At 59.7% G+C, this 15,853-nt stretch carries 14 protein-coding genes and 1 tRNA gene; 7 read left to right on the top strand and 8 right to left on the bottom strand.

The window, feature by feature from the left end; translation table 11 throughout:
• Nucleotides 1-66: 66 nt before the first annotated feature.
• The 6 genes from J1N02_RS14530 to dibA form a co-directional block, all read right to left on the bottom strand.
• On the bottom strand, nt 67-1,047 hold the full coding sequence (locus J1N02_RS14530) for a sulfate/molybdate ABC transporter ATP-binding protein (protein ID WP_027607866.1): 981 nt from the start codon (nt 1,045-1,047) through the stop codon (nt 67-69).
• A 3-nt stretch (nt 1,048-1,050) separates the two neighbouring features.
• Nucleotides 1,051-1,923, bottom strand: a complete 873-nt coding sequence (cysW, locus tag J1N02_RS14525; RefSeq protein WP_027607867.1) for a sulfate ABC transporter permease subunit CysW — start codon at nt 1,921-1,923, stop codon at nt 1,051-1,053.
• A 13-nt stretch (nt 1,924-1,936) separates the two neighbouring features.
• A complete protein-coding gene (gene cysT / locus J1N02_RS14520) occupies nt 1,937-2,755 on the bottom strand; it encodes a sulfate ABC transporter permease subunit CysT (RefSeq protein WP_027607868.1) in 819 nt (272 codons plus the stop codon).
• Between the two features lie 77 nt (nt 2,756-2,832).
• Nucleotides 2,833-3,843, bottom strand: a complete 1,011-nt coding sequence (locus J1N02_RS14515; RefSeq protein ID WP_027607869.1) for a sulfate ABC transporter substrate-binding protein — start codon at nt 3,841-3,843, stop codon at nt 2,833-2,835.
• 66 nt (nt 3,844-3,909) lie between these two features.
• The gene (gene oscA, locus J1N02_RS14510; protein WP_003170956.1) at nt 3,910-4,092 is read right to left on the bottom strand and encodes a sulfur starvation response protein OscA; all 183 of its coding nucleotides are present in this window, start codon (nt 4,090-4,092) and stop codon (nt 3,910-3,912) included.
• Nucleotides 4,093-4,330: 238 nt separating this feature from the next.
• Nucleotides 4,331-6,241 (bottom strand): phosphodiesterase DibA, encoded by a 1,911-nt coding sequence (gene dibA, locus J1N02_RS14505; protein ID WP_027607870.1) that lies wholly within the window; start codon nt 6,239-6,241, stop codon nt 4,331-4,333.
• 166 nt (nt 6,242-6,407) lie between these two features.
• Here dibA and desA point away from each other — a divergent pair, with 166 nt between their 5' ends.
• Nucleotides 6,408-7,592 carry a delta-9 fatty acid desaturase DesA gene (gene desA / locus J1N02_RS14500; RefSeq protein WP_421147435.1) on the top strand — a complete coding sequence of 395 codons (1,185 nt, stop codon included), beginning with the start codon at nt 6,408-6,410 and terminating at the stop codon, nt 7,590-7,592.
• A 188-nt stretch (nt 7,593-7,780) separates the two neighbouring features.
• Nucleotides 7,781-8,782 (top strand): sensor domain-containing diguanylate cyclase, encoded by a 1,002-nt coding sequence (locus J1N02_RS14495; RefSeq protein ID WP_027607872.1) that lies wholly within the window; start codon nt 7,781-7,783, stop codon nt 8,780-8,782.
• Nucleotides 8,783-9,171: 389 nt separating this feature from the next.
• Here the strand turns inward: J1N02_RS14495 and gabT are convergent, their stop codons facing one another.
• A complete protein-coding gene (gene gabT / locus J1N02_RS14490; protein ID WP_027607873.1) occupies nt 9,172-10,449 on the bottom strand; it encodes a 4-aminobutyrate--2-oxoglutarate transaminase in 1,278 nt (425 codons plus the stop codon).
• Nucleotides 10,450-10,630: 181 nt separating this feature from the next.
• Nucleotides 10,631-12,073 (bottom strand): NADP-dependent succinate-semialdehyde dehydrogenase, encoded by a 1,443-nt coding sequence (gabD, locus tag J1N02_RS14485; RefSeq protein ID WP_027607874.1) that lies wholly within the window; start codon nt 12,071-12,073, stop codon nt 10,631-10,633.
• A 370-nt stretch (nt 12,074-12,443) separates the two neighbouring features.
• On the opposite strand from gabD, the gene J1N02_RS14480 reads away from it, so the two are divergent.
• The 5 genes from J1N02_RS14480 (at nt 12,444) to J1N02_RS14460 (ending at nt 15,744) form a co-directional block, all read left to right on the top strand.
• Nucleotides 12,444-12,520: transfer RNA gene (locus tag J1N02_RS14480), tRNA-Arg, on the top strand.
• A 167-nt stretch (nt 12,521-12,687) separates the two neighbouring features.
• Nucleotides 12,688-13,923 carry a tyrosine-type recombinase/integrase gene (locus J1N02_RS14475; RefSeq protein WP_034136437.1) on the top strand — a complete coding sequence of 412 codons (1,236 nt, stop codon included), beginning with the start codon at nt 12,688-12,690 and terminating at the stop codon, nt 13,921-13,923.
• 279 nt (nt 13,924-14,202) lie between these two features.
• Entirely contained in the window at nt 14,203-15,060 is an 858-nt protein-coding gene (locus J1N02_RS14470) for a hypothetical protein (protein WP_241089535.1), read from the top strand.
• A gap of 100 nt (nt 15,061-15,160) precedes the next feature.
• Nucleotides 15,161-15,442 carry a helix-turn-helix transcriptional regulator gene (locus tag J1N02_RS14465; protein WP_122764487.1) on the top strand — a complete coding sequence of 94 codons (282 nt, stop codon included), beginning with the start codon at nt 15,161-15,163 and terminating at the stop codon, nt 15,440-15,442.
• A complete protein-coding gene (locus tag J1N02_RS14460) occupies nt 15,439-15,744 on the top strand; it encodes a hypothetical protein (RefSeq protein ID WP_122764486.1) in 306 nt (101 codons plus the stop codon). The genes J1N02_RS14465 and J1N02_RS14460 overlap by 4 nt, the downstream gene beginning before the upstream one ends.
• The last annotated feature ends 109 nt before the right edge of the window (nt 15,745-15,853 follow it).

Raw genomic sequence — 15,853 nt, 5'->3', positions numbered from 1 at the left:
ACCGCCATCGGGGGCAAGCCCCCTCCCACATTTGGTCCCAGTTTCAGAGTTGGTATTGCGGTGAACTCAGGCTTTTTGCCAGACCTTGGGCTTGAAGAACAGGGTCTCGCCACGGGCCAGGCCGGTCAGGCTGTCGTGGTCCTTCACCACTTCGGCTTCGATCAGCTCGCTCTGGCCTTCGACCTTCAAGGTGACCCGCGTGGTCGCGCCCAACGGGCGGATATCACGCACTTCGGCCGCGTGATGATCTTCCAGTTCGTGGCGCGACAGCGACACTTCATGCGGACGGAACAGCACATGCTTGTCCTCGCCCAGGTGCAGGCGGTTGGAGTCGCCGAGGAAGTGGTAGACGAAATCGCTGGCCGGGTTTTCGTAGACGTCGCCGGGTGAGCCGATCTGCTCGATCACGCCCTTGTTCATCACCACGATGCGGTCGGCGACTTCCATGGCCTCTTCCTGGTCGTGGGTCACGAACACCGAGGTCAGGTTGATGTCTTCGTGCAGGCGCGCCAGCCAGCGGCGCAGTTCCTTACGCACCTTGGCATCGAGGGCGCCGAAGGGTTCATCCAGCAGCAGCACTTTCGGCTCGACCGCCAACGCGCGGGCCAGGGCGATACGCTGGCGCTGGCCACCGGAGAGTTGTTCCGGGTAACGGTCGGCCAGCCAGTCCAACTGCACCATGTTCAGCAGTTCGTGAACCTTGGCCGCGATCTGGCTTTCGTTCGGACGCTGGTTCTTCGGCTTCATGCGCAGGCCGAAGGCGACGTTGTCGAACACGGTCATGTGGCGGAACAGCGCGTAGTGCTGGAACACAAAACCGACGTTGCGATCACGCACGTCGTGGCCGGAGACGTCTTCACCGTGGAACACGATGCTGCCGTCATCCGGGGTTTCCAGGCCGGCGATGATGCGCAGCAAGGTGGTCTTGCCGCAGCCGGAAGGCCCAAGCAAGGCCACCAGCTCGCCACTCTGGATATCCAGGTTGATGCTGTCCAGGGCCTTGAAGGCGTTGAAGTTCTTGCTGACGTTACGGACTTCGATCGACATGACTTATTCCTCAGCCGCACTGGCGCGCAGGCGATTAATACGGTTCTCGCTCCACTGCTTGAGCAGCAGGATGAAGAGCGCCAGGATCAGCAGCAGACTCGCCACCGCAAACGCTGCAACGTGGTTGTATTCGTTGTAGAGAATCTCGACGTGCAGCGGCAAGGTGTTGGTCACGCCGCGAATATGGCCGGACACCACCGACACCGCGCCGAACTCCCCCATGGCCCGCGCGGTGCACAGCACCACGCCGTAGATCAGGCCCCATTTGATATTCGGCACGGTGACATGCCAGAACATCTGCCAGCCATTGGCGCCCAGCAGGCGCGCGGCCTCTTCTTCCTGGGTACCCTGCTCCTGCATCAGCGGGATCAGTTCGCGGGCGACGAACGGCACGGTAACGAAGATGGTCGCCAGCACGATGCCGGGCAAGGCGAACACGATCTGGATGTCATGCGCCTGCAACCACGGGCCAAACAGGCCCTGGGCGCCGAACATCAGCACGTAGACCAGGCCGGCGATCACCGGGGAGACCGAGAACGGCAGGTCGATCAGCGTCACCAGGATGCTCTTGCCACGGAACGAGTACTTGCTCACGCACCAGGCCGCGCTGACGCCGAATACCAGGTTGAGCGGCACCGAAATCAGCACGGCGATCACCGTGAGTTTCAGCGCGGACAACGCGTCCGGTTCAAGGATCGCGGTGAAAAACGCCCCGAGGCCGTTCTTCAAGCCCTGGGACACCACGATAAACAGCGGCAGCAGCAGGAACAGGAAGAACACCAGCCAGCCCAGGCTGATCAGGATGCGCCGGGAAACAGCGCTGCCACGGCGGGCTGCGTTGGCCGAGGATGCCGCGGAAATAGACGATTGGGACATGTTCCGCGCCTCCTTATGGACGTTCGATGCGCCGCTGCAACAAGTTGATCAGCAGCAGCAGGACAAAGGAAACCACCAGCATCAGTACGCCAATGGAGGTGGCGCCGCGGTAGTCGTACTGGTCGAGCTTGACCATGATCAGCAGCGGCAGGATCTCGGTTTTCATCGGCATGTTGCCGGCGATGAAAATCACCGAGCCGTACTCACCGACGCCACGGGCAAACGCCAGGGCGAAGCCGGTCAGCCAGGCGGGCAGCAGCGCGGGTACGAGGATGTAGCGAAACACCTGCAACGGCTTGGCGCCCAGGCAGGCGGCGGCTTCTTCGATTTCCCGGGGGATATCGGCGAGTACCGGCTGCACCGTGCGCACCACGAACGGCAGGGTCACGAAGGTCAGCGCCAGGGTGATGCCCAAGGGGCTGTAGGCGATCTTGAAGCCCAGGTCGGCGGCGAACTGGCCCACCAGGCCGGTCGGCGTGTACAGGGCAGTCAGGGCAATACCGGCCACGGCGGTGGGCAGGGCGAACGGCAGGTCGATCATCGCATCGATGATCTTGCGGCCGGGGAAGGTGTAGCGCACCAGCACCCAGGCCAGCAGCGTGCCGATCACGCCGTTGATCAGGGCGGCGTACAGCGCGGTGCTGAAGCTCAGCTTCAACGCCGCCAGCACACGGGGTGCGGAGATGATGTTCCAGAACTGATCCCAGGTGAGTTGAGCGGCGTGTACGAACATCGCCGCGAGGGGGATGAGTACGATCAGGCTGAGGTACACCACGGTGTAGCCCAGCGTCAGCCCGAAGCCGGGTATGACGGGGGAAATACGACGCGACATAAGAGTCCTTGGTTAGCGGAACTGACACACAAAACCCGCAGGTGAATGCGGGCTCTGTGGGCGGGTTGTTGCTCGGCTTACTGCGCCGTGTAGATCTGGTCGAACACGCCACCGTCGTTAAAGAATTTCGGCTGGGCAGTTTTCCAGCCGCCGAAGTCTTTGTCGATAGTCACCAGGTCCAGTTTCGGGAACTGCTGGGCGTATTTGGCGGCCACTTTTGCATCCCGTGGGCGGTAGAAGTTCTTCGCCGCAATCTCCTGGCCAGCCGGGCTGTACAGGTGCTTGAGGTATTCAGTGGCGATCTCGGTGTTGCCCTTTTTCTCGGCGTTCTTGTCGACCACGGCCACCGGCGGCTCCGCGAGAATCGACAGGGACGGCACGACGATGTCGAACTTGTCGGCGCCGCCGTCTTCTTTCAGGGCCAGGAACGCCTCGTTTTCCCAGGCCAGCAACACGTCGCCCTGACCGTTGTTGACGAAGGTAATGGTCGAACCGCGCGCGCCGGTGTCGAGGATCGGCACGTGCTTGAACAGCTCCTTGACGTATTCCTGAGCCTTGGCTTCGCTGCCACCGGATTTCAGGCCGTAGGCCCAGGCGGCAAGGAAGTTCCAGCGCGCACCGCCGGAGGTTTTCGGGTTAGGCGTGATCACGGAAACGTCTTTCTTGATCAGGTCGCCCCAATCCTTGATGCCTTTAGGGTTGCCCTTGCGCACCAGGAACACGATGGTCGAGGTGTAGGGGGTGCTCGCATCCGGCAGGCGGGTCTGCCAGTTTTCCGGCAGGGTCTTGCCCAGCTTGGCGATTTCGTCGATGTCGCCGGCCAGGGCCAGGGTCACCACGTCGGCGCGCAGGCCGTCGATCACGGCCCGGCCTTGCTTGCCCGAACCACCGTGGGATTGCTGGATCTTGACGGTGTCGCCGGGGTGGGACTGTTTCCAGAAGTTGGTGAACTCAGCGTTGTAGTCCTGGTACAGCTCACGGGTAGGATCGTACGAGACGTTGAGCAACTCGTAGTCCTTGGCAACGGCGGAACCGGCAAACACGGCGCTGGCCAGGGCGGCCAGGGCATAACGGCGAATCGACGACATAGAAGCTCCTGAAAATTCTGGGTGTTGGCTTTTTCTTATAGTGACGGGGTCTATCGCCGTTATTGCTTAGCTCGGTTTGTTACCCGGATTCTGCAAACGGAATTTTTCCTTGCGTTCGATCTGTACCACTTGAGCGTTGTGCACAGTGATTTCCACCGCGCCAAACCGCAGATCGCGCAAGGCGCTCTGGATCTCGCGCAAAATGGCTGCTTCGTCCTGGCCGTCGACGCTACGTAGAGATGCGCTCATGGTCTCGCTCCTGAAATGAATAGTGCCTCGCAGTGGCGGCACTGCTTGCGGCGTAGGGCGATAGTAGATAAGCGCGGATATTCTTAAAAATACTATTTAAGAATGTTTATATAACCAGAAAGAATTTTCTGGCAGGACGTGGGGTTGCACGCGTGTTTTGCGACCGAGCACTGAAATAACACCTTGTGAATATCCCAATGTGGGAGGGAGCAAGCCCCCTCCCACATTTGAATGCATTTCAAGCCTGGATGGCGGGGGCGCAGTCCCAGTCAATGGCCTGCGCCGGCATCGGCCGCCCAAACCAGTACCCCTGGCCCATATCGCAGTGCTGCTCCAACAAGAACCGCGCCTGCTCCACCTGTTCGATCCCCTCGGCATGCACCTGCATGCCCATGCTTTTCGCCAGGGCGATCACCACCCGCACGATGGCGGCATCGTCTTCGTCCCACGGCAGCCCGGCGACAAAGCCCTGGTCGATCTTGAGTTTCTGCACCGGCAGGCGCTTGAGGCGCAGCAGGGAGGAATAGCCGGTGCCGAAGTCATCGATGGCCAGGCGCAAGCCCAGTTCGCGCAGGCGGTGCAGTTGTTCCAGGGCCACTTCAGGGTCGTCCATCACCGCGCTTTCAGTGACTTCCAACTCCAGGAAGGCCGGATCCAGGCCGGTATCGTGCAGCACCTGGGCGACTTGATCATAGAGTTCGCGCCGGGCAAACAGGCGGCTGGATACATTGATTGCAATAAAGCTCAGCGGCGCGCCGTCGGCCAGCCATCGGCACATCTGTCGGCAGGCCTGGTCCATCACCCATCCATCGATCTCGGCAATCAACCCGGTGCGTTCGGCGATGGGGATGAAATCACCCGGCGGTACCAGGCCACGCTCGGGGTGTTGCCAGCGCACCAGTGCTTCGACGCCGATCAGGCGGCTGGTGTGCAAGTCGTGCACCGGTTGGTAGTAGACGCGCAACTCCTGCTGTTCGAGGGCGCGGCGCAGTTCGCTGGCGATTTCCACCCGGTTCTGCGCGTGGGCGGTGAGTTCTTCGGTGTACAACGCGTAGCCTTCGCGGCCCACGCTTTTGGCCTTGAAGAGCGCGGAATCGGCGTTGCGCAACAATTGCTCGGCGCTCAGGGCATCATTGGGGAACAGGCTGATGCCGATGCTGGCGCTGATAAACAGTTGATGGCCGTCAAAGATGAACGGCTGCTTCATCACATCCAGCATGCGCTGTGCCAAAGCCGCCGCCTGCACCACCTGTGAGCAGTTTTCCGCGAGCACCGCGAACTCATCCCCGCCCAGGCGCGCCAGGGTCACGCCGGGGCCGAACAGCGCCTTGAGCCGCTCGCCCACCAGCTTGAGCAACTGGTCGCCCACATTGTGGCCAAGGCTGTCGTTGATGATCTTGAAGTGATCCAGGTCCAGCAACAGCAGGGCGCAGCCGCGCTTGTGGAGTTGCGCCGAGGCCAGCGCCTGCTCGGCACGGTCGGTGAACAGCAGGCGGTTGGGCAGGTCGGTCAGCGGGTCGTGGTGGGCCAGGTGGGCCAGTTCGTGCTCGGAATCCTTGATGGCGCTGATGTCGGAAAACACCGCGACGTAATGGCTGATATGGCCCAGGTCATCGTGAATCACGCGAATGGTTTGCCACTGTGGATAAATCTCACCGCTTTTGCGCCGATTCCAGATTTCACCGCTCCATTCACCGGTGTGTTCCAGGGTCTGGAACATCTGTTGATAGAAATTCGACGAATGGCGACCGGACTTGAAGAGGCTCGGCTGCCGGCCCATGACGTCATCGCGCTGGTAGCCGGTGATTTCCATGAAGGCCCGGTTCACATGCACGATCAGGCCCTTGGCGTCGGTGACCAACACCCCTTCGCGGGTGCAATCGAACACGGCAGCAGCCTGGCGCAGGCGCTCGCGGTTCTCTTTCAAGGGTTGCTGCTGGTCGGCCCGGGCAGATCGGGCACAGATCAGGTAGATCAGCCAGGCACTGAGCGCCACCCACACATAACCACGCACCTGCAGCCACTGGTGCAGGTCGGTTGGACTATCGAGAAACTCGATCAATACCCGATGAGTGAGGCCTATCCAGACGCTCGAAGCCAGCAGGTATACCAGCCCCGCACGCAGGGCACCTCGGTATGAAAACAGCATATGCCCAGTAATCCTTACTAAAAGCCCAGAATCGTCCTACAAAGAATGGGGATTATAGGATATGTAACATCTCGTAAGTCTTATCTGAAAGGGCCGCTGGTTTTCTCTGTAGGCTTAGTGATAATGCGTGAGCTGTTCTTTTCTTTATCTGAGGGCCATACAGCCTATGTGGTACAACGGTTTTCTTGACTTGTCGGCCTGGCAACTGGTGGCAGTCACCCTGTTGATGACCCACGTGACCATCGTTGGGGTCACGGTCTATCTGCACCGCTATTCAGCCCATCGCTCCCTGGAGCTCAATGCCGGCCTGAAACACTTCTTCCGCTTCTGGCTGTGGCTGACCACAGCGCAGAACACCCGCGAGTGGACCGCCATCCACCGCAAGCACCACGCCAAGTGCGAGACCGTCGACGACCCGCACAGCCCGGTGATCAAGGGCCTGTCCACCGTATTGCGCAAAGGCGCCGAGCTGTACCGTGCCGAGGCCGAAAACCCCGAGACCTTGCGCATCTACGGCAAGAACTGCCCGGACGACTGGATCGAGCGCAAGCTCTACACCCCTTACCCGCTGCTGGGTGTGGCGATCATGGGCGTGATCGACCTGCTGCTGTTCGGCGCCATCGGCATCACCATCTGGGCAATCCAGATGATGTGGATTCCGTTCTGGGCCGCCGGCGTGATCAACGGCCTGGGCCATGCCGTGGGCTATCGCAACTTCGAATGCCGTGACGCCGCCACCAACCTGGTGCCGTGGGGCATCATCGTCGGCGGCGAAGAGCTGCACAACAATCACCACACCTACCCCAACTCGGCCAAGCTGTCGGTAAAGAAGTGGGAATTCGACCTGGGCTGGGCATGGATCAAGGTGTTCAGCTTCCTGCGCCTGGCCAAGGTGCAGCGCGTGGCACCGATTGCCCACCGCTTGGAAGGCAAGGGCCACCTGGACATGGACACCGCCATGGCGATCCTCAACAACCGCTTCCAGATCATGGCCCAGTACCGCAAGTTGGTGATCGGCCCGTTGGTCAAGCAGGAGCTGGAAAAAGTCGATCACTCGGTGCGCCACCAGTTCCACCGCGCCAAACGCCTGCTGTCACGGGAAACCAGCCTGCTGGATGACCGCCACCACCTGCGGATCCAGAGCATGCTGGAACACAGCCAGGCGCTGAAAGTGATCTACGAAAAACGCCTGGCGCTGCAGCAGATCTGGCTCAAGACCAGCTCCAACGGCCACGATATGCTCGCCGCCATCAAGGAATGGGTGCACGAGGCCGAGGCCAGCGGCATCCAGTCCCTGCGGGATTTTGCCCACCAATTGAAGACCTATTCGCTGCGTCCTGCGGCGGTCTGACAGTCGCGTGGGAGGGCTTGCCCTCCCACCCATCAGCTTTTTGGCGTCATTTCTCGGACACCGTCAATCGAGCCTGTTGACGGAACTTCACTGCAATTCGCCTCTCTCAATGAACACTTCGCCATCATGGTGGCCCCTTGTAGTGACCGCTGCTCGATCTTGCGGCGCGCCCAGAGAGAGTTGTGCCGATGGTTCTCGAAAAGCCCTTCACCGCCGACAGCCCTACCGCTGACCCTCCGCGTCCGGCCGCGGCAGCAACCCTGCTGGCACTGGTACATGCCCAGGGCGAAGTCGAGCGACTGAGTGAGCGCGAACAATTGCTCAGTTCTCTGCTGGTCAGCGTAAACGCCGTGCTGTGGGCCATCGATTGGCAGACCCGCCGCGTGCTCTACGTGAGCCCGGCATACGAGCGGATTTTTGGACGTTCCGCCGGCCTGCTGCTGGCGGACCACCGCGAATGGCGCAACAGCATTCACCCCGAAGACCTCGACTACGCCGAACACAGCCTGGCGCGCGTGCTGGAGCAGGGTGCCGTGGAAGACCGCGAGTACCGCATCATCACCGCCGACGGGCAGATCCGCTGGCTGAGCGACAAGTGCTACATCAACCAGCAGGTCGAACCCGGCGAGCCGGTGATCGTCGTCGGCATGGCCGAAGACATCACGGAAAAAAAACAGCTGGAACTGGAGCTGCACCGTCTCGCCACCACCGACGTGCTGACCCAGAGCAGCAACCGCCGACACTTCTTCGAATGCGCCAACCAGGCCTTCGACAGCGCCTGCGCCCAAGGCGCGCCGCTGGCCTTCCTGCTGCTGGACATCGATGACTTCAAGGACGTCAACGACACCTACGGCCACCTGGAAGGCGACCAGGTGCTGCGGCGTATCGCCGAGAGCGGTCGCGGGGTACTGCGCCGTGGCGACCTGTTCGGGCGCATTGGCGGCGAAGAGTTCGCCGCCGTTCTGCCGGGTTGCGCGCCGGAGATGGCGCTGCAAGTGGCCGAGCGCCTGGGCAGGGAGATTCAGGCGCTGAGCTTCAGCTATGAGGGCCAGGCGTTCAGCGTGACCATCAGCCAGGGCCTGGCCAGCCTGACCGAGGAAGACTCCACCCTGGACAGCCTGTTCGCCCGCGCCGATGCCGCCATGTATGAGGCCAAGCGCCTGGGCAAGAATCGCGTGATCGCTGGCTGAATGCCGATCACTGTGGGAGGGGCTTGCCCCAATGCCGGTCAGTTAAGGGACAGAGCGGGCAACCCGTCATCTGTGGCGAGCGGGCTTGTCGAATCGTCGCACCGCCCGCGTTGGGCTGCACAGCAGCCCCAAAACCAAGCGCAGAGGAGTGCCTGATACACCGCATTTTGTCTTTATTAGGGGCGCTTCGCGCCCCGGCGCGGGACAAGCCCGCTCACCACAAGAATGCGGTTGCCTGAAATTGTTTATGCAAGACTCAAGATTTTAGAGTGAAATTTTTTACCCTTTAAAATCAGTAATTTATTTTAAATTTGATAAGAGCTGGCTTGCTTCAGGCACAAAAAAACCCGCCGAAGCGGGTTTTTCTTATCGATCAGGCCAACTGCCGCTTACAGCTCGGAGAAGCACTCTTCGATGATCGCCAAGCCTTTGTCCAACTGCTCGTCCGGCGAGGTCAGCGGCACCAGTACGCGCAACACGTTGCCGTAGGTGCCGCAGGACAGCAGGATCAAGCCCTTGTCACGCGCCTTGGCCACCACGGCGGCAACGGCTGCAGCGTTTGGCTTGTGGCTGTCGCCGTCTTCGAACAACTCGACCGCGATCATCGCGCCCAGGGCACGCACGTCACCGATCACCGGGTACTTGGCTTGAATCGACTTGAGGCCAGTCACCAGGCGCTCGCCGACAGCCTTGCAGCGGTCCAGCAGGTGCTCTTCCTCAAACACGTCCATCACCGCCAGCGCAGCGGCGCAAGCGATCGGGCTACCGGCGTAGGTGCCGCCCAGGCCACCTGGGGCAATGGCGTCCATGTATTCGGCCTTGCCGCACACACCGGCCAGGGGGAAACCGCCAGCGATGGATTTGGCGAAGGTGGTCAGGTCGGCGGCAACGCCCATCTGTTCCATGGCGAAGAAGGTACCGGTACGGCCGGCACCGGTTTGCACTTCGTCGGCGATCAGCAGGATGCCGTGCTTGTCGCACAGTTCGCGCAGGCGCTTCATGAACGGCTTCGGCGCGACGTAGAAACCGCCCTCGCCTTGGACCGGCTCGATGATGATGGCGGCGATATCACGCGGCTCGGCATCGTTCTTGAAGATGCGCTCGATGCTGGCGATGGAGTCGTCGTCGCTGACACCGTGCAGTTCGTTCGGGTACAGCGCGCGGAACACGCCGCCTGGCATCAGGCCCATGCCGGCCGAGTAAGGCACCACTTTACCGGTCAGACCCAGGGTCATCATGGTGCGGCCGTGGTAGGCGCCGGTGAAAGCGATCACGCCGGCACGGCCAGTCGCGGCACGGGCGATTTTCACGGCGTTTTCAACGGCTTCGGAACCGGTGGTGACCAACAGGGTTTTCTTGGCGAAATCGCCTGGAACCTTGGCGTTCACTTTCTCGCACACTTCGACGTACGGCTCGTAGGCCAGTACCTGGAAGCACGTGTGGGTCAGCTTGTTCAGCTGTTCGGTCACGGCGGCGATGATTTTCGGGTGCACGTGGCCGGTGTTCAGCACGGCGATACCGCCGGCGAAGTCGATGAACTCGCGACCTTCAACGTCGGTCACGGTGGCGTTCTTCGCGGATTCGGCGAAGATCGGGTGAATCTGGCCAACACCGCGCGGTACAGCGGCTTCGCGGCGTTTCATCAGGGAAGCGTTGGTCTTGCTCATAAAGTCCTCATTCGCCACTCATCGGGTGGCGTTGTTCAAGGAATACGTGGCGGGGAGGCAACTACGGCAGCATGCGATGATCGACTGCCACAGCTTTCCCGGCCACTACGAATAACGGTGTGAAACGCGCAAAGGGTCAGCGCTCTCGTGCCCTTTGCGTTTACTGCAATCCCTTCCCGGCTTAGATGCCCAGGCAGAGGTATTTGATTTCCAGGTAGTCCTCGATCCCGTACTTGGAGCCTTCACGGCCCAGGCCCGAGGCCTTGATGCCGCCGAACGGCGCCACTTCGTTGGAGATCAACCCGGTGTTGACCCCGACCATGCCGTATTCCAGGGCTTCGGCCACACGGAACACACGGCCCAGGTCGCGGGCGTAGAAGTAGGACGCCAGGCCGAATTCGGTGTCGTTGGACATCGCGATCACTTCGGCTTCGTCCTTGAAGCGGAACAGCGGCGCCAGCGGGCCGAAGGTTTCTTCCTTGGCGACGGCGGCGTTTTTCGGCACATCGACCAGGATGGTCGGTTCAAAGAAGTTGCCTTCCATGACCTTGCCACCGGCCAATAGCTTGGCGCCTTTGCTCAGGGCGTCGGCGATGTGTTCCTGGACCTTGGCCACGGCTTTTTCGTCGATCAGCGGGCCGGTGGTGGTGCCCTCTTCCAGACCGTTGCCGATCTTCAATTTGGCCACCGCGACTTTCAGTTTTTCCGCAAACGCGTCGTACACCGAATCCTGGATGTACAGGCGGTTGGCGCAGACGCAGGTCTGGCCGTTGTTGCGGTACTTGGAGATGATCGCGCCTTCGACGGCCTTATCCAGGTCCGCGTCGTCGAACACGATAAACGGCGCGTTGCCGCCCAGCTCCAGGGAAACTTTCTTGATGTCCTTGGCGCATTCGGCCATCAACTGGCGACCGATTTCGGTGGAGCCGGTGAAGGACAATTTACGCACGATCGGGTTGCTGGTCAGCTCGCCGCCGATATCGCCGGCACTGCCGGTGACCACGCTCAGCACGCCTTTCGGGATACCGGCACGGTGCGCCAGCTCAACCAGGGCCAGGGCCGAGAACGGGGTTTGCGAGGCTGGCTTGATCACCATGGTGCAACCGGCGGCCAAGGCCGGGCCGGCTTTACGGGTGATCATCGCGGCCGGGAAGTTCCACGGCGTGATGGCGGCGGTCACGCCGATAGGCTGCTTGATCACGATCAGGCGCTTGTCGGGCTGGTGGCCGGGGATCACGTCGCCATAGATGCGCTTGGCTTCTTCGGCGAACCACTCGATAAAGGACGCGGCGTAGACGATTTCGCCCTTGGCTTCGGCCAATGGCTTGCCTTGTTCCAGGGTCATCAGGCGACCGAGGTCGTCCTGGTTTTCGATCAGCAGCTCGAACCAACGGCGCAGCTTGTTGGCGCGCTCCTTGGCAGTCAGCGCACGCCAGGCCGGCAGCGCCTTGTCGGCGGCCTCGATGGCGCGGCGGGTTTCCGCGGCGCCCATCTTTGGCACGGTGCCGATAATCTCGCCCGTGGCAGGGTTGTTGACCTTGATGGTCTGACCGTTGTCCGCATCCACCCAAGCGCCATCGATAAAGGCCTGCTGGCGGAACAACTGGGAATCTTTGAGCTGCATGTCGGCTTTCCTTAACAGCACCGCGCGCACGCGGAGCGAATTAGAGTTGTTGAAAGGCGCCTTGTGGGCTGCCGTCAGGGAAATCAGCCCCCGCGCGCGCGATCAGTGAATAGCGCACGAGAGACAGAGCGTTTGAAATCTCAAACGAATCCTAGGATCAATGGGGGTACAGGGCAATAGTCTGTTCGAAAAAAAGAACGAAAACGGCGCATTTGCCGGATTTTTCTGATCAGCGTGATTCGAGCCCGTTCCGCCGTGTTGACCAACGGTGCCCGACGCAGGGCCTCTGCGGGGCAAATGCCTACGTTTGAACGGCCAAAGACCGGCATGGACGCCCAAGGTCGACATGGGTATGATGTCGCCCGCACAAGCATCCGTAGCTCAGCTGGATAGAGTACTGCCCTCCGAAGGCAGGGGTCGTGGGTTCGAATCCCGCCGGGTGCACCATATAGCAGTCTCGGGCTGTCTCAGACAGTCTACGAAACACCCCAAGAAGCCCGCCTCGTGCGGGCTTTCTTGTTTCTGGCTATCCATCCCTGTCCACCCCTATAACTTCCCGCCGTGTATGCCCACGTGTATGCTTTGAAATTCCTATAACTGGAGGCATACAGGAAGTGAAGCGCTCTGAAATCAAACGCCGCCCCTTAGCAGACACCACGCTTGCAGGCCTGGAGCCTGAGCACGCTACATATCGGGAGCAGGACGGGAATGGCCTGTACTTCCGGGTGAAACCTAACGGTCAAAAATCGTGGGAGCTGCGCTACAAAAAGCCAGACGGGAAATGGTCTTGGCTGGGCCTCGGCGGCTACCCGGAAATCAGTGGCTCTTTGGCGAGACAGAAAGCAGCTCAACTGCGGGAAGACGCATCGACCGGTAAAAATCCATTGGTGAGCAAGCAAGCTCGCAAAGTCGCAGACCAGGTCGCTGCCAACAACACCTTTGAAGCTTTAGGCCGCGAGTGGTTTGAGGCCAGACGCACAAGCTGGGAATCAGGTACGTCTCGACGAGTACTTGGCGCACTCGAGCTTCACGTGTTCCCTGTGTTCGGCAAACGCGTATACACGGAAATACTGCCCCTGGAATGGATGGAGTTTCTACGCGGCATGGAGCAGAAGGGGATCATTGAACAAATGGGCCGAGTTCGTGCCTTTTGCAAAGAGATCTATGACCTGGCACGAGTAACAGGACGAGCCGTCCACAACCCCCTTGAAGGTCTCAGCAAATTCCTGCAATCGCGTAGCGCTGAAAACTATGCACACGTTTCGATTGAAGAACTGCCTGCGCTACTTCGAGCGATCAACTCCTACCCTCACGCAAAGGACGTTCGTATAGGGCTTCGTCTGCTTTCCTTATTAGCATCACGCCCGAGCGAGATCCGAGAAGCACGCTGGTCAGAAATCGACCTCTCCAAAAAGCTATGGACGATCCCAGCCGAGCGAATGAAACGTCGTCGCGAACATGTGGTGCCTCTTTCTCGACAGGCAATCGAAGCGCTCACTGAGTTACGAACACTGACAGGTGCGTACCCTCTCCTATTTCCAGGCAGGAAAGACAGGACAATTCCGCGTAGCAACACCGTCTTTCTAATGGCGCTCCGCAGACTGGGATATGCCGGTCGGCAAACAGGCCACGGCTTTCGTCACATCGCGAGCACCATACTTAATGAGCAGGGTTTCGATGAGAATCACATTGAGGCCCAGCTCTCTCATGCAAAGGAGGGTATTGCCGGGGTCTATAACAAAGCGGTGTACCTGCCTCAGCGTAGAGTGATGATGCAGTGGTACGCCGATCACCTTGATGCCCTAGTGAGTGGAAATGTGGTGCAGGGCCAATTTGGAAAGGCAGTATGAGAGCACATACCCAGCCCCCCTCCAAAACCGGTGTAACGGGTGTTACTCGTGTAACGCCCATAGTCAAACGCCCGGTTTCATTGGCCTCCACGCCTGTTACACAGTTGAGCGACATAGCGTACATCCGATGTAACGCTGCCCCTGCGTGTAACGCAGAAGTCAGCGCTAAGGTGCTGCGGGCAGACGTTTTCGCCCGAGACTGGCAAGCGACCCTCGCTGGCTCCGCCCTTCAAGCGCAGGGCGTGGGACTTTCGGTTACACGGCGGATGAGGCCTGGCAATGACTGATCACGAAGTCATATTGCATTCGGCGCTAGGCAGCGGCCTGCTCAAATCTCTCTCAGCACAACCGCTCTATGATCTCTGTCGTGGACAGGTCGCTGACGCCTGCCACCTGATCGACCAGTGCTGGCTGCGCATTCATCGCGACGATATCAATAAAAATCTCGCCGACATGAAAGATCTCGGCAGTATGTGCATTCAGACGATGATCCATGAGGAGAGCATTTTTCAGTATGCCTCCACCGACACCACGGCACGCCTGGCGCACTGGGTACGAATGTACAGCGGATATTACTCAGTGTCGGAGCGCGATGCTCATGCGGGCTACATCATGGCTTGTGCCGTAAAAGCGCTGGAGACATTAGCCAGTTGGATGCACACAGCCGATCAAGAGGCCTGGTCTCATGTCTCTGAACCTCCTAATGACTGGCCCAGGGATCTGTATTGCCAATTCGTAGAGATGCAGGTCGACCCGGACAAGCACATCGAAGTGCTCGATCAGTACACCCTCTACCTGGAACCGATCAGATCCCTACCCTGCCTGGTCGACGATGAACTAAGACCCATCGCCGAACGAGCGATCAAAAATGCCGTCCGCAAAAAAGGCGGTCTCATCAGCGGTATGGAGCGTAACGAGGAAATTAGCGTTCGAGACGCCGCGATAGTTAAAAAGGGGCTCCACTACCGTGCAGCGGGGATGTCCAAACGCAACGTTGCTACGAAGGTGCATGCATGGCTACAAGGCGAGGTAGCAAAACCGCCAAAACAACGGCCTGAGTGGATTGCGCTTGAGACCGAAAAAGCCCTCACCCGCAAAAGAGTTGAAGCCATCCTCAAACGCTACTTCGTGCTGTAAGCCAGAAATTTCAATCGGATTTCAATTGGAAGTGAACTGCTCACCACCGACCTACACCTAGATCATTGCTCTCAGTCCTAACCAGTCGAGAGCAAGACCTATGAAAGCCCCTATCACTGAAATTCCCCGCCTTAACCCAACCACTCCAAGCCCAATGTTTGACGCATCGTCGACATTGATCCGTATGCCCGAGGTCGAGCGGATCGTGGGCATGAAGCGTTCCACCATCTACAAACTCATGCAGCGCACAGATAGCGGCTTTCCCCTACCCGTCAAATTGAGCAACAGCAACGCTCGCGGCGCGCCCGTAGCTTGGGTTTTATCTGAAATCCAAACATGGGCACGAAGCCGCATAGAGGCTCGCGACCAGGTGGCAGCATGAAAAATCGTGTCGCCAATAGGGCCATCTTGCAGCCCTTTTCTGTACTCAGAACAGTCGGGTTCTCATCACGCGGTATGCAGCGTTTTGAACGTTACCGCACGGAGCAAAAACGCCTGAACCGGGACGTCATGGTGATGCGATGGAGAGATGGCATCTGGTGCGCATTGTCAGTTCCTTGCCAAGCCCCACAAGCAATCATCGTCGACGAAGGCCAACAAATAGATGCCTACGAGGATGCGCGCGCGTGCCTCGAAGGCGACCTTTTGCCCTTTGTCTCCCTGCGCTGGGACATCCATGCCTGAAACGAAAACGCCCCCGGCGGCAACCGGAGGCGTTGAGGTAAATCTACATGCGTGATCAATTTATGCCGCATCGAAAAAATCCGCAAGCGTTCCGGATAGTTGCACTTTC

Source organism: Pseudomonas sp. NFX5, from assembly GCF_049132125.1.
GTDB lineage: Bacteria > Pseudomonadota > Gammaproteobacteria > Pseudomonadales > Pseudomonadaceae > Aquipseudomonas > Aquipseudomonas marginalis.
This window is presented reverse-complemented; position numbering and strand designations above follow the sequence as displayed.